The following is a 20,616-nucleotide window of genomic DNA, read 5'->3' as shown; positions in this document are numbered from 1 at the left end:
ACCGGTGTTGCCGGGCATTCCTCGCCGAGAAGCAAGGAAGATCATCACACCGGACAACAATACGGGACAGATATCTGCTCGTCTTCCAATAAAGCGAGAGTGTTCCACTGACTACTCTAGCAGCCTGTTCTGCCGCCTGTCATCGTGGAACTTCCCTTGTAGAAATGTCCGCAAAAGGGATACAAATTACCGGAGTACATTACTGCCGTAATTTAGGCGTGGGCAGGGGATGGAAGCGATGGTATACTGGTGGGAAAGCTGAAAAGCGCCGCCTATCGTCGCTTCTCAAGGAAGGAGGCCCGTCGGATGAAAAAGCAATTCCCTCTCAGGTCGTCGCTGCGCTGGTTTCTCTTGCTCTGGGTAGGTATGGCGGTTGCCGCATGGCTTGTCGGGAACCTGTTTCTTGGTAATTTCATGGGCACAGCTTCTCTCACACCGGGAAAGCAGGTTGCAGTGAGGCCTCCTCTGCCCCTTTCGCTCATGCTCCTCTTTCTCCTGCTAGTAGCGCTGTATAGCTTCTTGCTCTGGATGGGACTTTCTGACCGGATACAGCCCCGGTTCTTCTGGTGGTATTTCCTGGGGCAGGGTCTGCTGGTGTTCACCTTGCAGGTGGTGGGAGGGCCACTCAATCTCACGCTGAATTTCTACCTGGCACTGGTGCTGTGTGCCCTGACGATGTTCAAACGTGTTGGCCCGGTGCTCCTGATTGCCGCTGGCTCCCTCCTTCTCTGGGTGGCCCCGCTGGGCATGAAAATCTTCTCTATCATTTCCTTGGGGACAAGCCTGACGGCTTTTTGGTTCAATATCTGGAGCCAATCCGATGTCACAACGATGGTCTTTTTTGTGCTCGGCTATGTCCTCGTGTATCTCCAGCAAGCGCACGCACAGGCGCAACTCGAACGGGCGCATCGAGAGTTACAGGCAGCTCATCGCGAGCTGGCTGCCTCGGCCAGGCAAATTGAAGGGCTGACCCGGCTCGCCGAACGCCAGCGCATGGCGCGGGAACTGCATGATACGCTGCTGCAGGACATGACCGGGATGGTCATGCAATTGGAAGTCACCTCTGCTCAGATGGATCGGCAGAACTACCTCCGGGCGTACCAGGTTCTCAGCCAGACGATCTCCAGCGCGCACACTGCCCTGGTGGATGCGCGTCACGCCATTCGTGATATGCGCGCGAAGACCCCTCGCATTGAGCAGTTCGTCGCGTCCGTTCAGGAAGAGATCGCGCATTTTTTCCAGCTGACCGGGATCGTGTGCTATGCCGAACTGGATGACCTGGTGCATACTCCGCCGCAGCACTGCGAGCAAGTCCTGCGCGTCATTGGAGAAGCGTTAAGCAACGTCGCACGTCATGCCAGGGCCCGGCACGTGAACGTCGAAGCGAGGGTCGTGGAAAAGTGGCTGGAGGTCACGGTGCAGGACGATGGCCAGGGCTTTGATCCTGAAAGCTCGGAGCTCCACTCAGGGCATTATGGCTTGCTGGGCTTGCAAGAGCGCGCGCAGCTGGTCGGGGGAAGCTTGTTGCTCAGCAGTGCAAAGGGAGCAGGAACGACCCTCCGGTTCCGTGTCCCTCTCGCCACATCTCACGATCCAGCCCACCCTCTCAAGCAGGAGGTCTCACCTTCTTTAAGCGGAGAGGGGCACACGTATGTCTGAGAAGATTCGTGTCGTCATCGCCGACGATCACCCGGTGGTCCGCACGGGCCTGCGCTTGAGGCTCGACATGGAGGAAAGGATCGAGCTGGTCGGGGAGGCCGCTGACGGCGTCGCTGCGATCCACCTGGTAAGCGAACTGGTACCCGATGTCGTGTTGATGGATCTGCGTATGCCCGCAATGGATGGGTTGGAGGCGATTGAGCAGATTCGGGCGACATTCCCGCACATCGCCATCATCGTGCTGACCACCTATGATGAAGACGAACTGATGCTGCGCAGCCTGCAAGCAGGCGTGCGTGGCTACTTGCTCAAAGACAGCGGCCTTGAGACGGTCCTGCAAGCAATCGAGCGCGCCGCTCGTGGCGAGATGCTGCTCCAGCCAGAGCTGATGCAACGCGTCCTGGACTACGCGGCGCGTCGGGCAGCCCCAGCATCACCCCCACCCGGCAACAGCAATGTTCAACTGACCGAGCGTGAGCAGGAGGTGCTGGCCGGGATCGCAGCGGGAGAACGAAGCAAGGAGATCGGTGCGCGCCTGGGGATTACCCGCCGCACGGTCGAGTCCTATCTGAACAGCATCTACACCAAACTGAACGTAGACTCGCGAGCCGCAGCAGTCGCGGTAGCGATTGAGCGCGGTCTGCTTCCTCGGCGAAGAGAAGAAACCTGACCGATGATGGACGACGTTAGGTGAGTGGAGGAAGGCTCCTGCTTGTGCGGCTGCTTCGATGGTGCAGAGAAAATCGGAGCAGCCTTTTGCTTGAACCACTTTTCTCCTCAAGGAGAAGCAATGACTGCTTCTTTATAGGCTCAAAGCCCAGGCACTTCATTTCTTGACCGGTTCTCTAGCTGGACATGAGACGCTCGTCAATATCTTTCAAGATACATTAACGCTTGAATATGGGGAGTACCCTCTCTCGAAGTACTCTGTTGAATGGCAACCGGATGATCGACATTTCCTCAGAGTAGGCAATCCTCGCCTCTATCAGCATCCCTACCAATCCCCACAGCCATCTCTCTGGCCGCCTGGTGAAGTTGAGTGGCATGTGATCATCCGGTGTGAATCAAAGCCGCGCCGAAAGCGACGCCGCACGCAGTCCTTCATCATCCAACTGCCTCTGCCGATTGCGCGTGATGAGGCTCAAAGCTAGCTCGGTTTAGTTTCTCGGTTGGTCCGGGGCAAAGATATGATGTAATACTGGGCTCGTAAAATCTGTTGCCAAGCAATCCATGAAGATCTGGTCCCACAACTTTCCCCCCATGAAGCGACACTCGCGACGGCGACCACACGCTCGAAACCCTGCTTTCTCGTAGGCTCGTAATCCTGCAAGATTATAGGCATTCACCGTCAGCCAGACATTATGGAAACCACGCGCGGTAAAAGCATAATCAAGCATCAAACGAGCGACCTCCGTCCCATACCCCTTTCCACGAGCGTCAGGCTCGCCAATGATGATCCCAAATTCAGCACGACGGTTCTCTGCATCGATGTCCATTAATCCAGTGACGCCAATAGGGTTCCAAGTCGCTCGCTCATAGATCACAAACCACGCTTCTCGTTCATTGGTGGCGTGCCGTTCATACCATGCAACCGCCTGTTCCTGTGTCATCGGGCGTGACTTGCCCACGGTTCGTGTGGTCGTAAAATCACTTAACCAACGTTGATAAGGCAGATGTCGGCACAAAGGTCCTAAAGAGACAGACTCTCCAATGAGATTGACGAATGGCGTTTCCTTTTTGACCTCATCGTTTTCAGACATACAAAGCCCTTTCTCAGATTATTCTCCCTCAATTTTATCACATCCTTTCCGCTTATCCACCTCTGTCTGATTGCTTTTCACCTCAAAAACCGCTTCACTTTTGTTAGCTGAGCAAGGGAAAAATTCCAGACGATACTGCACATATTCGTCAAGCCTCATAAGAGTCGATGTCTTGAGGTGCAGGGGATGCGCTATTGGGCGGTCGTTATCGGGAGCGTCGCTGTCTACCCACGGTTTGAGGCGTAGCAGGCAAGGTGATGATATTTCTGTTCCGCCGCAGCGCAGGGGGGGTATGCGTAGTAGCGTGCTTGTTATGCATATCTTATAGCCATGTGCTTGGGGGTGTACTGGTGGTTTTGCGCGTGACCTTGCCACCATGGTGGTGAGGAGGCTTTTCGGATCTGGGTATCATATACCAATCCTTCGTTTTACTGGGTAAAGCCGGGAGTGCCGAGGCGTGGTATGCGGGCCAGGATGAGAACGGCAAGAGGGGATTGAACTGGGACACATGGACGTTGCGAGCATTGCGACCCTATGAGGAGTGGAGAGCCAGGCGCCTCAATCGCCCATGTCTCCAGGTGGAGTCAGGGCGATTGAGCAGAGAGGGATGACCTGCCCGAGGAGGATGGATGTCGATTGGTTTATGTATGGGGTAAAACTATTGCGTAACGGTGTGACGGTGTCACGGTCACAGGGTGAGGTCAGAAGAGATACTTCCTTGTCCCTGGTTGACGCAACGCTCCCTGGCACTGGTACGTAAGAATGCTAGGGCTTCTCTGTTGCCCCTGATCCTCCCTGCAGAACGAAAGAGGTTCAAGTCATGGACGAGCAAGAAAACGAGTATCGGAAGATGGTACGTTTGTTTCGGCTCCGTCGCTTGCAACGTGTGCTGCTGGTTCTGTGCTCTTGACAGGATTGGGAATGATCTGGATGCTGCTTTCCCTGCTTGCCTTTGGTATCCCCTTCGTATTTCTTTGAGCTGTTGTGGTGTACACAGTGTTATATGCGTCTGCTGGGCGGCCGTGTGTCAGGCGGATCCGTTTCCTCCAGAGGGGACAATGGGTGTGTGCTGGATTCACAATTCCGGGATATCGAGGCCTGCATCGGCGATGTAATAACGGCCGTCGAGGGGTGAGCGTTCGACGACGCAATAAGGCTCAAGTGGTGGGAGGTCGCGGGAGGGAGGATGTTGTTGTGCGAGCCAGGTGGCGAGGGCCTCTGGGAGGTCAGACATGTGTGGCGCAAGCCAGGCAACAAATTCCAGGGCTTGCTCCGGTGTCAGACGGATGCGGCGACCATCGGGGAGCAGCAGCTCGAAGGGAGTGTCCATAGGTATCTCCTTAGTAGGACAGAGTACGAGGGGCCTACTGGTCTTTCTCTTAAGAGTATACAGCATTCTTGCTTGGAGGAGGCAGGATGAGCGTGCAGATGATGGTGCCTCTGCATCCTGATCCAGAGGCCAAAATCTGGCGTGCGTGTCTCTGTGAAGAGAAGAACGTGGTGAGAGCGCGATCGCGCTTTGGAGAAGAGCCTATGCGAGTGAGCGAGTCTGTGGTGCTTCCGTTGCCCAGCCGGGTGCAGGTGATGGTGCTGGCAGCGCTGTTGTTCCACGAGCAATATGGGAGGGGCGTGCGGATTGAGGTGCGTGGTCAGGTGCAGGGCAAGGGGCTGCAGGTGCATGTCTTTCGTGAGTGGGTGGAGGTGGGAGAATTCGATGCAGCTCTTGATTTGGTGGGGCTGAAAGATCCGGGGTATAGTATGGAAGAAGAGGATGAGGAGGAAGATGGACTCAGGTGGCGCTCGGTGTCGCGCGTGCCGTCCATGACGCCGAGCAGCGTCAGCTGCTCCCCGTACTCTTCACGCAATTGGGCAAGCCTGGTCCTGAGATTGACTGTTGTGCCAATCTTGATGGAGTGATCTTCGAGATGGTGCAAGAAAGAGATCATAGCCTCGATCTGTGCGGGTGGTGGCACGCTCTCGGGAAGCCTACGATGATGGGTGTCTCCTTGTCTTCTCGATGATCTTGCTTCAATTGTACCATATGCTGTGACAGGTGAAAGCATTTTTCGGAGTGTGACAGGCTCCAGCAGCTACTTAAAGCCTGTTTTTCTTCTCCAGGTCTGTGTGCTGGCCTATGTGTGGCAGATCTCGTCAGGGTTTCACGCCAGAAATGATGGACGCATCTAGACATAGACTCCACGATATGCTAAATTGTTGAGTAGAAAGGACAGAGGAGTGAGGACCTGTGACCGAAACCGTTGGTTTCCTCGGCAGATGGACCCCTTCATCACTCCCACCGAGAGGCTCGGTCTTGTGTGAGATACCGGACGAAATGAGAGGAGCAGGCCAGAGCCAGGCAAAACGCCGAAACGTCCCAGGCTGGTGGTTAGATGTCCCGCCTTCTGCTACAATGCTCATGGAAACACCTTGTCTAGCTTTGATCCCTCCATCTGAAGCAAGGCGTCTTTCATGAACGAACGCTCGATTCCCTCCACAGCCATCTACGGGGGCAACCTGGCTCGCACGTTCGAGTATCGCACCACTGGTGTGCACGCCACGCCCCATCTGCACTGGTCCTTCCCACTCCGGGAAGGAGCCACGATTTCCTGTCCCGTCCTGGTCGCGGAGAACGTGGTCTATGTTGGCGACTCGGCTGGCTTCTTTTCCGCCCTGGATGCCCGCAGCGGGGACCTGCTCTGGTGCTTCGCCACCGATTGGGCCCTGGACGAGGGAACCGACGATTTGCGCTATACATCTACAGGCGTGACGGCATTCTGCCTGGCCGGGAGGGTTGGCTATGTCGCCAGCAGATACCACACGCTGTACGAAGTGGACTTGAGTAACGGACAAGCAATCCGCTCGTGGGATAAGGAAGCGCTAAGGATGAGGATCTCTTGTGAGATCTCTTCGCTCCTGTTTTATGATCAACTCGTCTGGTATCCTAGCGGCGATGGTTCGGTCTCTCGCCTTGATCCTGCAACAGGAAGCATTGCCACTTTCCTCTTCTCCTACTACGGCCCTCCAGTCATTTATCGTCCTCCTCATGGCGACTGCGATGTGATCTATGGCTACGAGCTGATCGATAACAGCATGCTGGGAGGCTTTTATTCAATAAGCTTTCTTGCAATCAATCTTCCCCTCTCTGGCCTCTCATATCCTCTGGACTTGGCCGGGAAGAAAATGCAAAAAAATACCCATCTCTGGTATATGGGCGAAGGAGACGGCAAGGAAGTCTGCGAACAAATCTATGAGGATATGTGTACGGTGATGGATGAAACGCTCTATGCGGTGTGCCGTCAGCACTCCCTCGACGGCACACCCCTATCCACCGAATTGCTTGCCCTCGATCCTTTCACAGGGGCAGTGCAGTGGCGCTACACTATTCCAGAGGGTGAAGACCCCTATGACGATCTCATCCAACTGGCCGCCTCTTCTCACCTGATCTTTCTCGTGACACGCGAGGGCGTTGAGGCCATCGATACGCACACCCACCAGCGACGCTGGACATGGACTTCGAACGATGATGAGCGGCATGCCCTGGTTGCGGACGGGCTGCTCTTTGTGCTTGATAAAGCCGGGCAGATCACCGCTCTGGATGCACTCACCGGAGAGCAGCGCTGGAACTGGCAGACAGAGCAACCGATCACGGGAGAGGTCAGTACGATTGCCGGCGCGACCCTCTATCTCGCTATGGGACACACCCTCTGCGCGTTCCGCTGAGAGGCGGGGCGTCGCCCCTCTCGAAGAACAAGGAGGAGTTGATTCTATGAACAAGGAACTGCTGAGGGACAACAGGGAGAACCACCACTCCAGCACTGCGCAGACAATTCTTGCACACGCGTAAAGGCCGCCAGGCGTTGCTCTTGTCTGGCTTGCCGGAGTTGCTCAGCCTGAGAACGGGCCAAAACGTGAGCGAGGGCTTGCTGGTCCAATGTTGCGATTATGTGATGCTCTTCGCGCTGCGAGCGAACGCGCATTTGAGATCAGCATGATGCCGGGCCAGGACTTTTTCCAATGTCTCGCCCAGGTATTGTCAACTTGATGAAAATTAATGAGTTTATGAGAGCACATGTGGGGTGCAAGTGGAGTGTTCGCCCACATTGTGCTCAAGAAAAGGTATTGTCAACTTGCTGAGTGGCTCCAATTTCTGATAGACTCACATTCATGAAAACACAAGCACCTGCATCCCTCTACAAAGGCTTTCGCTTCCCGGCTGAGATTATTGTCCATTGCATCTGGTTGTACTTCCGCTTCTCCTTGAGTTTCCGTGATGTTGAAGAGATTATGGCAGAGCGTGGGGTGGCGTTGACCTACGAAACCATCAGGCAGTGGTGTTTGAAATTTGGCCAGACGTATGCCAATGAACTGAAACGTCGTCGCCCAAAAACGGGTGACAAGTGGCACCTGGATGAAGTGTATCTCAAGATCAATGGCAAGATTCATTATCTGTGGAGAGCTGTTGATCAGTATGGAAATGTCCTGGATATCCTGGTGCAAAGCCGACGGAACAAACAAGCAGCCAAGAAATTTTTCCGGAAACTGCTCAAGGGCTTGCAATACGTGCCACGGGTGATCATCACTGACAAACTGGCCAGCTACGCTGCAGCGAAGAAGGAGATCCTGCAAAGTGTAGAACATCGTCAGCACAAAGGACTCAACAATTGCGCAGAGCGTTCGCACCAACCAACTCGGCAACGCGAGCGAACCATGCGACGCTTCAAATCCCCAGGACAGGCCCAACGGTTTCTCTCAGCATTTGGGCCGATCCTGGATCACTTTCGTCTGAAACGGCATCGCCTCACTGCCAGAGATTACTGTGCCCTCATACGGGATCGCTTCCTGGCGTGGAACGAGGTGACCAATGGGAAAACTGTCGCCTAACCCCACACCATCCTCTCCAATATTCCGCTTCTTTCCTCCTCCTTCTCCCTTTTCTTCAAAAAGCTCTTCTATTTCTTCGTTAAGTTGACAATACCTCGCTTTGTAATCTGAATAACGAGGAGCGGACGCGTCTTTGGCGCCGGCGTTGCCCAGAAGAGTATGCCCAATTTCTTTGTGCAGTTGAAGCAACCAATTATCATCCAGGGATGTTGCAGTATATACTGATCGTGTTGAGCCTGCTCGTATTCTTGCGCTATGGGCTTGTCGGGCTGGACGAATTGGCCCATTCTCTCTCGGCTGAAGACCTGGAGCAAGTCTGCCGTGAACATCGTCTGCTCACCTTTCATGTGCGTCATGGCCTGTTTTTGCCCTATCCGCTTTCAAAAGACATTCGTGTGGGTCATGTCATTCTCGATGAGATTCGGTATTATATCTGGCAGTATACGGCGCATCATGAGCCAAAGCCTGAGAGGCGCCAGAGAGGGGGTGGCCCTCGTCATTGGGATTTGTATCTGGTGAATGCTATTGAACAAGCGTTGGCTGCGGCCGAGCCTGGCCCAGGGCCAGACACGGGCGCGCCGGTCTTGTGCTCCAAACGATCCCACACGTTCGCCGTTGCTACCGGCGCGCCCAGCAATGCTCTCTGCACTGGCATCAATGAGGATCGTTCTCGAGGCTTGTCCCTGCCGCTGCCAGCATGAAGGAGCGTGTGTTGGCCTGGGAGGCGCCAGGACGATGGATGGTGGTTTTCTTTTTCCCATGTTTTTCCCATGTTTGTTCTACGCAGCGCCTGCCCTCCACGTGTGCTGCTCCCGTGTTTTTCCTCCAACGTCGTGCCAAATTACGATTGCACAAAATTGCGTTTTTTGAGCACGAAAAGGGGGTGTTACACCCCTGTTTTGGTGCATTTTTGGGGAATGGTTGCGTTTCTTCCGATACCGGTGAGGGAGATCGTCAGGCATTGGCAGGTGAGAGGGTGTGGAGAATGGTCTGGGGATGAACGAGAGAGGTGGAGATGGCGACCTGGAGGAGAGCGAGGGCTTCCGCTCTCTCCTCTGGATGAGGAACCAGGCGGTAGCGCCCTGGTTTGTTGTTGATAAAAAGGAAGTAGGCCAATTGGCAGAAAATGTGAAAGAAGAGGAGTCCAGAGAGAGGCGAAAGGGAAGCAATTGGAAGGGAATGTTAAAGAGGAGTGGGCCAGGGAGGAGGAGGTTCACCGGGTGAGGGGGAGATGGATGAGGGGCGCGTGTTGTTGCAGAGGAAGTCAGAGAGAAGCGCTTGATCCGAGAGGAGAGAGTTTTTTTTGTGGGAAAGAAGAGGGGAAGAGGGAAGGCAGAATGGGGAGCGTGGAAGGGAAACGGAGTGTTAAAAGGAGGAGGCCAGGGGTGGCAAAAGGATAGGTAAATAGAAATAGATGGAAATAGCGAAATGTTAAAGAGAACCTTGCCAGTAGAGCAAGAGATAAGTTAGGATGATACAAGTGTATATATGGATATAGAGGAGGATGGTGATGTATATAGGAGATGAAGAACGGGAAGAGATACGGCGAGCATATTATGTGGAGCGGAAGAGTCAACGTCAGATTGCGCGAGAGAGTGGTCGAAGCCGGGAGGCGGTGAAGCAGATTGTAGAGGGGAGAGTTGGAATGAAGCGAGAGCAAAAAGGTGAGAGAGTGGGGGTGTATGAGCCGTATCGGGAGCGAGTGGAGGAGTTGTTGGAAGAGAATGCAGGTCTGCCGGCGAAGCAGAGGTAGACGGCGGCGAAGATCTACAAGATGATTGTGGGAGAGGGGTATAGGGGATGTGAATCGAGAGTGCGGCAGGAGATGTGGAAGTGGAAGAAGAGGCAGCAGGTGGGAGAGGTGTATCTGCCGTTGGCGTTTGAGCCAGGTCAGGCCGCGCAATGTGATTGGGGGGAGGCGGTGGTGGTGATGGGAGGGAGAGAGATGAGGGTGCAGGTGTTTGTGATGCGGATGTGCTATTCGAGACGATTGTTTGTGATGGCCTTTCCGACGGCGAGGAGGGAATGTTTTTTGTGGGGGCATGTCCAGGCGTTTACCTATTTTGGAGGGGTGCCCAAGCGGATCAGCTATGATAACGTGGCGATGGCAGTGAGAGTGACGTATGAGAGAGAAGAAGGGAGGAGGGAGTTGAAGAGAGAGGAGAGTAAGACATTTGTGTCGTTTCGTCGGTATTATGTATTTGCCGCCCATTTTTGTACTCCTGGAGAAGGGCACGAGAAGGGGGGAGTGGAGAACGGGGTAGGGTATAGTCGACGGGATATGTGTGTGCCGATCCCACGAGTGAAAAGGTATGAGGAGTTGAACCGCTTGTTGTTGAAGCGGTGTGATCGAGAGAATGAGCGGACGGTGAGGGGGAAGGAGAAGAGCATTGGAGCGTTGTGGGAGCAGGAGCGGAGGTGGTTGGGGCCACTGCCAGCGAGAGCTGAAGTTGTTGCGGCTCAGAAAGAAGCGCAGCTTGCCAAACTCAGCGAACGACTACCTCAACAAGAAATCATGCAACTCAAGAAGACGCTCATTGCTTTGCAACGCCAAGTGGCCAGTCTAGAAGCGTTACTCGCTCGTTGTACCTGTGGTTTTTCTTCTCGTGGTACTACATCTTGAAGCAGGATACATTACATGAATGAAAACATTCCCATGTGTTTATTCTCTTGTTGAATGTGGTGAAAGTCTCTCTGTCGTGGTTATGTTTCCACTGTGATAGGATGCCCCAGGGGATAATGATTGATGGCATTACTTCTCTGCATGGGTGGTACTCAAGAAAGAGCGGGGGAGAGCTGTATATTTTTCGGGGTTGATGGGATTGCCTTTGGAATATCATCCATGACACAGAGCAGTGAACAAAAAGGAAAAGCCGCAACTGGGAAAGAATATTCCTAGCAGAAATATTCCTCTCGCCATTTTCGGCATAGCATGCATTCATATGTAGATTTAAAAATGAGATGAGGCATAGTTTTGCGCAGTATGTGAGGTCGAACACCCGACCACGTTGTTCCCCCGCATGTGATTGAGCTGGTTTCACACGCCCACCCCACCTTGCTTGGCCTTGATGGTTAGGCGGTTATTGAGGTGGAGTTCGATGAGGAGGAGATTGCAGTTCTCGATGAGATTCGGCAGCAGATGGGATGCGGGTCTTGCCGCCGTCGGGATGACGAATCGAGGTGAAAACGAAGGTGATGCTGCACCAGGGGGAGGTGCAGGCACGCTGCATCTCTCCATGTGCCTGCGCAATCAAGGACTCTCGCCAGTGTTGTATGAGTTTAACCGGCGTGGCTTGCGCGCATCTTCGCGGCAGTGTGGAGGAATTTGTCACGGTGTGCTTACGGGAGGAAATGCTCTTTGGGATTGCGCACTACAGCAACCGTTTGAGACAATGGTGTCCTCTGAATTGAGGGCAGGTGATCCCCCACAAGTGACGCGTCAGATCCCTCACGAGTAAGGCCGTAGGCCCGGTGAGACGAGGATGAGGGCGGTTCTCTGCGAACAGCGGCTCGCGAGAGGGTTGTGCTGCTGGAGGAGGGGAGCGTGTGCGCGGAGGTGATGACCCTGGAATCGGGTGTACCGGCTGTTGCTGGTACTGCTGCGCGCCTGTTCACGCGAGGAAGGTGAAAAGCCGTGCGTCGCGCAAAAAGAGCATGGGAGGGGGTGTTCTTGCGCAAGGAGAGGGAAAAGAGGAAAAAAAGAGAGAGCCCAACGGGTCTCTCAAAAAGCTTACCTATCAAGTGTACCTGAAGAGCAGAGAAAAGTCAAGTTATCGCATTCCCTCAAGTAAAATGTTACTGAAGAAGGTACACTTCCCTCAAATAAGAATGTTACCGAGGGGAGGAAGAGCATGCCGACAGAAGACGAGATGACTGTGAGCGAACGTCGAAAATATCTCAAGCGAATGAAGCCCTTGTACATCAAAGCTGAGCGAACGGAACAAAGTCGTATGCTCACCGAAATGGAGCAGGTAACGGGTTTGCATCGCAAAAGCCTGCTCAGATTGTTGCATGCTCCCACGCTGGAGCGCAAGAAGCGGGAAAAAGGAAGAGGGCGCACCGATGGGTTAGCCGTTGAGCAAGTGATCCTGGTGGTGTGGGAAAGTTTGGATTATGTGTGTGCCGAACGATTGACGCCTGTGCTGCTTTCCACAGCAGAGCATCTGGCTCGCTTTCGCAGTGAGCGGCTCACCAGCGAGGTCCGTGAGCGGCTCGCCCAGATCAGTGAGGCCACGGTGACGCGGATCTTGTACAAGTACCGTAGCCGTAAACAGCGCTTGCCGCAAAAAGGCCCAGAACGAGCCAATCAAGTGCGCAAGCCAGTCCCGATGAAGCGCATTCCATGGGAAACCAGCGAGACCGGCCATTTTGAAGTCGATCTGGTCCAGCACAGTGGGGAAAGCGGCGAGGGGATCTTTGCCTTTACGTTGCAAATGGTGGATGTAGCCACAGGCTGGAGTGAACGGGTAGCGATCCTGGGTAAAGGACAACAGGCCATGGAAGGTGGTTTCCGCCACATCCTACAACGCCTCCCCTTTGCGGTCAAGGAACTGCATCCCGATAATGGGTCGGAGTTCTTTAATCATCATCTCGTGCGCTTCTGGGGCGAGGCGATCACTGGTCTGATGTTGAGTCGGAGCCGGCCCTACCAGAAAAATGACAACCGGTTTGTTGAGCAGAAAAATGCGACTCTGGTGCGCCAGTATTTCGGGGCCATTCGCTTGGATACTCCTGAGCAGGTGCAAGCGATGAACGCCCTCTATGAACACATGTGGATCTACTACAATTTCTTTCAGCCCGTCCTGCATTTGAAGGAAAAAGTGTGCCAGGCCGACAAGGTCGTGCGTCATTGGGACCAAGCCCAAACGCCCTATCAGCGCCTGATCGCCGCTGGAGGACAGAGCCTCGACCAACGCACGCGTTTGCAAGCTCTCTACGAGCAGACCAACCCTATGGCTTTGCGAAAGGAGATTTACCGCTTGCTGGATGCGCTGTGGGACACTCCCTGTGCAACCGCCAGCATCGCTTAAATTGTTCTGCTTTTCTCAAGGAAGGAGATTGTCGGCTCCAGTAACATTCTTATTTGAGGGAACCATCTCCCTTCGGTAACATTTTTATTTGACTTGACACGGTTATTCGTATAGCCGTCGAATCTCACGCAGCATGGAGGGAAGGGGGCAGAACGCTTGCTGTGTGCTCTGGTGCTTTTGGGGGCAAGGCGCGGATGGGGGGAAAGGGCAAAAGGGATGCTCGACATGATCAGTGCTGGCATGATCAGCCGTGTCTAGTACGGAGCTGACGAGAGAACGCTTCTGCATCTCTCGTCAGCAGCGTGTATATTTGCGGGGTAGTATATGTCCCCTTGGAAAATGGCGCCTGCTTCCTTTGACGCCTGGGGCAGGCATTCACACCATGTACGAATGCCTCATTTCATCTTGAACTGTAGCATGAACGACCGCAATTTGCAATGCCCTAGATGCGCAAGAGGGAAATGTATGAGAGAGCTGTCTCTGTATGCGGTTGGGAGTGAGACAGGATGAGTCGATATCCATCCTTTCCTGGTTGATGTCCTGACTGCTGTTCTCTCCAACGTTCGCGAAGCTATGCACAATTGGTGCACACCCTCCTGGAAAACTTCGTGGAAAAATGGGTTGTGCGTTTGCCTCTGGCTCAGGTATGCTTTGGGTGACCGACTGCGGTGACCGCCTCCTCGCGATTGCTCAGGGCTCTCTATTTCTTCTTGGTCCTTGTTGTGCTTTGCGTGTCAAAGGAGGGAACCAGTATGCCAGTAATCATCGGGGGAGAGGAGCCTCGTCTGGCTCCACGCAGTCTTGTTGTACGTCGCCGTCCGAGGCCCTGGCCCGGGAAAGCGCCAGCGGTTCAGACGGCGCGCGCCTCTCAGTTCGCCAAAGCGCGAGCGCGGCGTCCCACGACAACCGAAGAGGTGCCAGAATTCGTGCGGGAGGCCGCGCCAGAGCCGAAAACGTCGCGAGGAGGGAGTTGGCTCCTGCCCCTTGGGCTAGGCATGTTCTGTGCGTTGCTTCTGGCGCTTGTTGGATCGACGGCGATGAATTGGAGTAGCACGCTCATTGACAACGTTCGCTATGGCTATCCGCGAACGACGCAGGTCGATCACATCGTGGGCCATGAGTTGGATCCCCATGTGCCAACCCATTTTACCGCTCTCAATCTCAAGGGGCAGGTGTTGATCTTTGAGGTGCCCAGCGGCGATGGCGCACAGGCTCGTCTTCTGCAAGGGCCTCACCTTGTTGGGACTGGCGCGGATCTGGCAGCGATCACGCTCACCTTCTCAGGCGATGTCCACCATCCGGATCTCGTGGTGACGGTGAATGGGCTTGAGGTGATGTTTCACAACACAGGAACGAGCTATACGCCAATGCGGTAGAAGACAAAGGGGCGACCGTCATAGCCACGTGAGTGAAGGTGGCTATGACGGTCGCCCCTTTGTCTTTGGCAGAGTCATGGAAACGTGGCAACCGGTTGCCACGTTTTGTAAGAGCAACCTGTTTATGAGAAGCAATGAGGAGCAGCAGCTGAGAAAGGAGCTGTCGTTTTCTTTGCGTTCTGGTGGCGGTATCGGCTCATCTGCTTCTCTGCTCGCGAGGGGTGTCATGGCGGGAGTGCTCACGCGACACGCGCCTATGGGATGTGTAGGATATCATACTTCTTGTCTTTGACTCAGCTCACCTCGTGTGAAAAATCCCACAAATGCTGTCATTGCTTCCCACAACCTGTGTCATTGCCCTCCAGCGTGTTCCTGGCTTGGTGATGGCGGAGTCGGCTGATACGCTTCTTTGGACTCACAACGTCTCCGCCTGCTCCGATAAATGTAGTAAAACGTATGCAAGCACAGCCTTACTGCATCGTTCGTTGTTGCTACTTCATCCGTAGGTGCCTCAATGCCTGGGCATTTTTGGTCTTACCCCGCGTCCATAACCAAGTTAACGTCCGCGTCCGAGCCAGTACCGCTGACGACTTGATCAACCAGCCCGATCAAGTGAAGGGCTTCGCGTAGAATGTTCAGAGATGCGTTATAATCTCTATCCTGCTCGAATTGATAATAGGAGCACGTCTGGTTTTGGCAGAGAAAAACGCGATCAGACAACGCCATGTCATCCCATTTCCAATGGCAACAATGGCAGGTCTTACTGGAGGGAAAGAAGCGCCCCACCTTCAAGATCTGTCCCCCGCGCTGCTCAACTTTGCTGGTGAGCAGGTTTAAGAGCTTGCCGAGCGAGGCATCAGAGAACGAGCGAGCGAGCTTGCGATTTTTGAGCAGTCCCTTGAGATTGAGGTCTTCAATCCCAATGATCCCATAACAGTCAGCGAGCCTGGTGGTCAGCTTGTGGAGCACATCCTCTCGCATGCAAGTGATACGGTAGTGCAAGCGTGCGACCTGCCGACGGGCTTTCTCCCGATTCGCGGGATCCCTGTTTCCTGCGATGCAGCCGCTTATTCGCTTGACGGAGCTTCCCCAGTGCCGTTTTGAGAAATGCTTGGTTTTCGTATTCCTCTCCGGTGCTCAAGGTGGCCAATCGGTTCAAGCCCACATCGATGCCAATGGCTGCGGGTCGCTTTGTTGATTGCTTCTCTGGAACTTCTACGGTGATCGCGATGAACCACCAATCCGCTGTGCGCGTCACCCGTGCCCCGGTGATTTTTCCCTGGAATCTCAGATTCTCCGCCATATTCACCCATCCGAGTTTAGGGATCCACACTCGGTGGTCCCCTCGTTCCATCTGATCATTCGCGAGATAAAAGCTCGGTTTACTCTGCTTTTTGCTCTTGAATGTGGGACGGCGAGCCTTGCCCTCGAAAAACGCCGAAAGGCTTTGCCCAGGTCCAGAATAGGCTGATCTGAAGCATTCTTCGTGACTTCCCACGTCCAGGGGAATTGCTCCCGCCTGATCTCGTTGAATTGCATCTTGAGCATCAAAGCGGTCGGTTTCTCTCCGGTTGCATATTGCCGATTCCATTCAGCCAATGCCCAGTTCCAGACGAACCGGCTGGTTCCCGCTGCCTTCGCGAAGTAATTGGCTTGCTCAGGTGTAGGATTCAGCCGAATCTTGTGCGCACGAATCATCGACAGTTTCCCTCAAAATAGATCAAAGCGCATGATGCATGTCTATAGTAGAACATTACTTCTCCAGTGTCAAGGGAAGAGAAATGTATGTCTTTTGCCACCATTTGATGGTGTTCTCCTCTCTTCTTGAAAACTGTTGCATTCTCTTTTTCGATCACCCAGCTCCACACAAGGAGCAGTGTGGAGCTGAGTGATCCATCCCCTTTGGATGTTTTGGCACTGGCGCTCATGGGCGTATCCCCATATTGCATCGCTGCATGTCTTTGGAGAGCGGCAGTGCCAATGGCCCGTCGATACCAATGCCGTTCTCCGAAACTTACCCATATCTGGACATGCCAGACACAGTGTTCGGTTTCTGCTTCAATGCAGACAGCAAGCCTTTCGCTTGTCTTACACCTGCTCCACAGGCGTCAATTCCCGCAGAACTTGCGGTACTCCGTTTTCATCAGGCCAATGCCGCTAAATTTCTAGCGGCGTTGTCGTCTCGATCCTGTACACTTCCACAATCCCTGCAGACAAAGATACGATCCGAAAGCGTGAGTGTCTCATTGACCCAACCACAACACGAACAGGTTTTTGAGGAAGGTTCCCAGCGGGAGGCCAGCAGCACCTGTACTCCTGCCTGCTCGGCTTTGTAGAGGATCTGCCGCTTGAACTCGTACATGCCCACATCGGCAATGGCTCGGGCCAACTTGCGGTTCTTGAGCATGCCTGCAATGTTTAAATCCTCTAAAACGATCACACGCGGCCTCTCTGCATCGGGCTTGGTTCTCGCCACGATCTGAGCGGTCGCTTTGTGCAAGGCATCGTTGCGCACGTTGGCAATCCGGGCATGCATCCGCGAGAGACGCTGCTTGGCTTTCTGGCGATTGCGTGATCCTTTGGCCTTGCGGCAATGGCGTCGCGACGTGCGTTTTAACGCCGTGATCTTCTTGCGCAGCGCCTTAGGGTTCTCAAAGGTGCGTCCATCAGATAGGGTAGCCAGTCGCTTGATCCCCAGGTCAACGCCAATGACGTCGCCTGTGGCTGCCTGGGGTTCTTTCGCTTCCTCGGCTTCCTCATGCACACAGATCGAGACATACCACCTGCCGGCTTGCTCACTGATGGTCGCACTGGTAATCTTGCCATTCAGAGGGAAATAGCCGTGCTCTTTGAGTCGGAGCACCCCCAAACGAGGCAACTGGATGGCATCAGGAGACACCCGAATGGTCCCAGTGAAGCGTGCGCCACCGATGGCTTTCTTCCGGCTTTTGAAGCGGGGATAGCCACACTTGCCCTTCCATTTGCCCTCTTTTTTGAGCCGGCACTAGCGAAAGAAGTGCTTGAAGGCAGCATCCAGATCACGCAATCCCTCTTGGAAGGCGCACTTGCTGACCTCATACATCCAGGGCTCAGAGGGCTTGAGGGCATTGATTTCGCGATGCAGATCGATGGCGGTGGGCGTTTTCTGCCCTGCCTTGTAGACCTCCTGTTTGCGGCGAAGACCATAATTGTAGGCCCAGCGAGAGGCCCCGGCATGTTTGCGGCATAGCGTCTTTTGTACATTATTGAGGTCAAGTTCACCCCGATACCCACGTACCATCTGTTGCTCTTCCCCCCTCTGTGTCGAAAGTAGAACAAATATACCAGAAAACCACTGCTTTAGCAAGGGGGATATATGTCCCTCTTTGTCACAATCTGTCTAAAGAATGTAAAACTAATTATTGCCCTTCCTGTGGAGCGAGAGCAGTGAGGGGCATTCTGGCAAGCGCTCTTCTTGGGTTGTAAGAGCAGAAAAGGAAGTAAAAGGAGTGAATGATGATGTTCCTTGGGAACTATGTTTCTCTTACGTGTAAATCGGTATAATTCTCACTTGACAGTTATTGGAGTAGTGTGATAACTTATAGGTATCGGAAGCTTCAGGACTGGGTTGTTCTGTTGTGTATGTGGATTGAAAAGGAGCATGAGGCGATGCGCATTCCTCAGTGGTTGCAGACGTATTGGCTGGAGCGGTTGTGGCCTGCACTGAGCCAATGTGATGGGAGCAATGGAGACTACCTGCAGGTGTTTGAGCAGACGATCCAAGACTGGCAAGAGCGGTCGTCGGAGCTGACGAGCCGTCCCTTCACGGATCGTACGATTGGTCGTTATCTGACCGAAACTCGCAACTGGATTGCCACCTTGCCCCAGCTAGAGGGGGCAAAGGAGAGCCAGTGGCACCGGCACTTTGAATCCAGGGAGGTGGAGCGTATTCTCGCGGTCTTCAACCAGCCTTCCCAGTGGTGGGCTGTGCTCAACGACCGGTCGCGCGAAACCGTGGATCAGCGCACCACCGCCCAAGTAGTGCTGACCCATCCCGAAGACATTGTTACTCAGCTTCGCACGCTGTTGCACGCGCCGGACTGGGCGCCACTCGCGGTTGGGTTAGCGGGTGCCACTGGCCGCCGCATTGGTGAAGTGCTGCTTTCTGGCACCTTTGCGCCCAAGAGCCCGTATACGGTGCTCTTTACGGGCCGGTTAAAGCGCCAGGGGGCGCCGGAGCAGCCGTTTGAGATTCCAACTCTGTGTGAGGCTGCCCTGGTGCTCTCTGCCTGGCAACGCCTGCGTTCTCACCCCGATATTGAGGCAATGGGCTTTCCTTTGCAGGATGGAACCAATCAGAAGCAGGCGTTGCAGGAGATGAACCAGCGCCTCTATCCGACGGTGCGTAAGGCCGCCAACTATTACTTTCAGGATCTGATCCCTTCGGTTGAGGATGAGGATGAGCAGGCGCGGGACCTCTATGCTCATTTGTTCCGCAGTGTGTTTCGTACCATCGCGATTTGGGCTTACTGTCCCGTTCGCGTCGACCCTGATACGTTTTCGGCGACGATTCTGGGGCATACCTATTATCAACAGCTCACCACCAAGAAAGAGCGGCTCAATTTTGCCTCTGAGCATTATTATCATCGTTTTGCCATCGGAGATCGCCAGGGACAGATTGACGGGCGGCGAGGCATTCGCTTACCCGATGGACTTATCGAAGCGTTTCGCAAGGAGTATGAGATGCAGGTTGCACAGAGTGGCGCGTCCAAGCCAAAGCGGAGCGCCAAGAGGGCTGCTGAGCCGCGCGTGTCTAAGACCGGGCGTTCGACTGGGCGGTCGCTCTTGTCCCCCAAGGCGGATACCAAGAAGTGGTTCGACCAGGTCGCTGATGAGCTGGAGCTGACCTGGAAGGGGAGCGATGCCACCCTTAGGCGCTTACTCGAGATCTACGAAGCGCATAAGCTGTGTGAGAATGGGGGCGCAAATGGTAGCACTCCTGATCCGCAGCGGCTGACACCGCAGCACCTGGTCCTCTCCGCTGAACTGCTCACACGCATTGAGCAGGCGATGCAGGAGTCCGGGCAGCCCTCGTTCTTTGAGTTTTTGACGCACGCTCTTGACCGAGAGAGCAATGTCCAGATTGGCCTGGCCAGGAATCGCAAGGAGCGGGTTGCTCAGGATCTTTCCAAGGTTCCCACTTCGAAGATTTTGCGTACGCATCGCCCTGAGGAGGCGCGCGAGCGCATTCGCCGCGCGATCGGGACCCTCATTGATTATAATCGCCGCTGCGAGGATCCTAATGGCTTCTGGTATATCAATGCCAGCCTCTTGCGCGAGTATACTGGCGCGAGCCTGGCCTATGTCTCTCCCTTCTTACAGGCCAATGCTGACCTCTTGGCGCGCCATCATGAGCACTATGGGATTGTCCCTGCCCACAACCGCACGCCTGTGCATAAGGCGACTCCCATCTCCAAAGACCCTGCCCTGGTGATTCCTGAGAACCCTGCTGATATTAAGAGCCTTAGCGATATTGCTATGCCTGTTCCTTCTCTAAAGACCGAGGGCTTGGCGGCTGAGTGATTCCTTCCTGGAGAAACAAGAGAGCGTCGATGATTGTTCGCTCTCTTGTTTTTTTGCATTGAGTTGTCCGGTCATCTGTAACTAGGGTTGTATCAACGAATAAGCAGTGATTTACAGACTGTATTTGTGTTATCTAAGTACTATAATAACTAATAACAGGTTACTGATATGGGTTATATAGTTATTGAGGTAGTTTAATGCCATAACTAGTAATTAAAATATCATAATAACACCATGATAGGGGGTAATTATGCTGATTCGAGGTGGATAATCGTCATTGTGCTACTACACTGACAGAAATCTCTGTGTAAATAGTCAGTGTAGTGCCATAATAACTAATATCGGCCA

The 20,616-nt window shown here is 54.0% G+C and carries 18 protein-coding genes and 2 pseudogenes; 13 read left to right on the top strand and 7 right to left on the bottom strand.

Annotated elements, in window-relative coordinates:
- Window positions 1-306: 306 nt before the first annotated feature.
- From KRAC_RS63560 to KRAC_RS41505, 3 genes are all read left to right on the top strand, one after another.
- On the top strand, window positions 307-1,659 hold the full coding sequence (locus KRAC_RS63560) for a sensor histidine kinase (RefSeq protein WP_007917744.1): 1,353 nt from the start codon (window positions 307-309) through the stop codon (window positions 1,657-1,659).
- Window positions 1,652-2,329, top strand: coding sequence for a response regulator transcription factor (locus tag KRAC_RS41510; RefSeq protein WP_007917743.1), 678 nt, complete (start codon window positions 1,652-1,654; stop codon window positions 2,327-2,329). The genes KRAC_RS63560 and KRAC_RS41510 overlap by 8 nt, the downstream gene beginning before the upstream one ends.
- A 163-nt stretch (window positions 2,330-2,492) precedes the next feature.
- The gene (locus KRAC_RS41505) at window positions 2,493-2,810 is read left to right on the top strand and encodes a hypothetical protein (protein WP_040446943.1); all 318 of its coding nucleotides are present in this window, start codon (window positions 2,493-2,495) and stop codon (window positions 2,808-2,810) included.
- A gap of 6 nt (window positions 2,811-2,816) precedes the next feature.
- On the opposite strand, the gene KRAC_RS41500 is transcribed toward KRAC_RS41505, so the two are convergent.
- Window positions 2,817-3,419: a GNAT family N-acetyltransferase gene (locus KRAC_RS41500; protein ID WP_007917742.1), complete on the bottom strand. Its 603-nt coding sequence runs from the start codon at window positions 3,417-3,419 to the stop codon at window positions 2,817-2,819.
- Between the two features lie 1,075 nt (window positions 3,420-4,494).
- A complete protein-coding gene (locus KRAC_RS41495; protein WP_007917741.1) occupies window positions 4,495-4,749 on the bottom strand; it encodes a hypothetical protein in 255 nt (84 codons plus the stop codon).
- Between the two features lie 86 nt (window positions 4,750-4,835).
- Between KRAC_RS41495 and KRAC_RS41490 the strand changes: the two genes are divergently transcribed.
- The 9 genes from KRAC_RS41490 to KRAC_RS63550 all read left to right on the top strand — a co-directional run bounded on the left by KRAC_RS41490 (window position 4,836) and on the right by KRAC_RS63550 (window position 14,706).
- The gene (locus tag KRAC_RS41490; protein ID WP_007917740.1) at window positions 4,836-5,336 is read left to right on the top strand and encodes a hypothetical protein; all 501 of its coding nucleotides are present in this window, start codon (window positions 4,836-4,838) and stop codon (window positions 5,334-5,336) included.
- Between the two features lie 552 nt (window positions 5,337-5,888).
- Window positions 5,889-7,139 carry an outer membrane protein assembly factor BamB family protein gene (locus KRAC_RS41485; protein WP_007917739.1) on the top strand — a complete coding sequence of 417 codons (1,251 nt, stop codon included), beginning with the start codon at window positions 5,889-5,891 and terminating at the stop codon, window positions 7,137-7,139.
- A gap of 444 nt (window positions 7,140-7,583) precedes the next feature.
- Window positions 7,584-8,300: an IS6 family transposase gene (locus KRAC_RS41480; protein WP_007917738.1), complete on the top strand. Its 717-nt coding sequence runs from the start codon at window positions 7,584-7,586 to the stop codon at window positions 8,298-8,300.
- Between the two features lie 206 nt (window positions 8,301-8,506).
- Window positions 8,507-9,001: a hypothetical protein gene (locus KRAC_RS41475; RefSeq protein ID WP_007917737.1), complete on the top strand. Its 495-nt coding sequence runs from the start codon at window positions 8,507-8,509 to the stop codon at window positions 8,999-9,001.
- An 809-nt stretch (window positions 9,002-9,810) separates the two neighbouring features.
- Complete coding sequence (locus KRAC_RS63555; RefSeq protein ID WP_052569085.1) at window positions 9,811-10,053, top strand: hypothetical protein; 243 nt, start codon at window positions 9,811-9,813, stop codon at window positions 10,051-10,053.
- Between the two features lie 12 nt (window positions 10,054-10,065).
- The gene (gene istA, locus KRAC_RS41465; RefSeq protein WP_274532206.1) at window positions 10,066-10,923 is read left to right on the top strand and encodes an IS21 family transposase; all 858 of its coding nucleotides are present in this window, start codon (window positions 10,066-10,068) and stop codon (window positions 10,921-10,923) included.
- A 499-nt stretch (window positions 10,924-11,422) separates the two neighbouring features.
- Window positions 11,423-11,758, top strand: coding sequence for a hypothetical protein (locus tag KRAC_RS72470; RefSeq protein WP_157507775.1), 336 nt, complete (start codon window positions 11,423-11,425; stop codon window positions 11,756-11,758).
- Window positions 11,759-12,151: 393 nt separating this feature from the next.
- Entirely contained in the window at window positions 12,152-13,330 is a 1,179-nt protein-coding gene (locus KRAC_RS41460) for a DDE-type integrase/transposase/recombinase (RefSeq protein ID WP_007917733.1), read from the top strand.
- 752 nt (window positions 13,331-14,082) lie between these two features.
- A complete protein-coding gene (locus KRAC_RS63550) occupies window positions 14,083-14,706 on the top strand; it encodes a hypothetical protein (protein WP_007917732.1) in 624 nt (207 codons plus the stop codon).
- Between the two features lie 534 nt (window positions 14,707-15,240).
- Here the strand turns inward: KRAC_RS63550 and KRAC_RS78695 are convergent.
- The 5 genes and pseudogenes from KRAC_RS78695 to KRAC_RS74900 all read right to left on the bottom strand — a co-directional run bounded on the left by KRAC_RS78695 (window position 15,241) and on the right by KRAC_RS74900 (window position 17,986).
- Window positions 15,241-15,777, bottom strand: a complete 537-nt coding sequence (locus KRAC_RS78695) for an RNA-guided endonuclease InsQ/TnpB family protein (protein WP_338010156.1) — start codon at window positions 15,775-15,777, stop codon at window positions 15,241-15,243.
- A 31-nt stretch (window positions 15,778-15,808) separates the two neighbouring features.
- Window positions 15,809-16,009 (bottom strand): annotated as a pseudogene (locus tag KRAC_RS78690) (RNA-guided endonuclease InsQ/TnpB family protein); the annotation flags it as partial.
- Window positions 16,010-16,011: 2 nt separating this feature from the next.
- The gene (locus tag KRAC_RS78685) at window positions 16,012-16,404 is read right to left on the bottom strand and encodes a helix-turn-helix domain-containing protein (protein WP_052569073.1); all 393 of its coding nucleotides are present in this window, start codon (window positions 16,402-16,404) and stop codon (window positions 16,012-16,014) included.
- 445 nt (window positions 16,405-16,849) lie between these two features.
- Window positions 16,850-17,671: pseudogene (locus tag KRAC_RS41430) on the bottom strand (RNA-guided endonuclease InsQ/TnpB family protein); the annotation flags it as partial.
- Between the two features lie 39 nt (window positions 17,672-17,710).
- Entirely contained in the window at window positions 17,711-17,986 is a 276-nt protein-coding gene (locus tag KRAC_RS74900) for a helix-turn-helix domain-containing protein (protein ID WP_211221421.1), read from the bottom strand.
- A 368-nt stretch (window positions 17,987-18,354) separates the two neighbouring features.
- Here KRAC_RS74900 and KRAC_RS41425 point away from each other — a divergent pair, with 368 nt between their 5' ends.
- Window positions 18,355-20,268, top strand: a complete 1,914-nt coding sequence (locus KRAC_RS41425; protein WP_007917718.1) for a protelomerase family protein — start codon at window positions 18,355-18,357, stop codon at window positions 20,266-20,268.
- Window positions 20,269-20,616 lie beyond the last annotated feature (348 nt).

The organism is Ktedonobacter racemifer DSM 44963, from assembly GCF_000178855.1.
Taxonomy (GTDB): Bacteria; Chloroflexota; Ktedonobacteria; order Ktedonobacterales; family Ktedonobacteraceae; genus Ktedonobacter; species Ktedonobacter racemifer.
The sequence above is the reverse complement of the archived record's forward strand: the minus strand, read 5'-3'. Positions and strand labels throughout refer to the sequence as shown.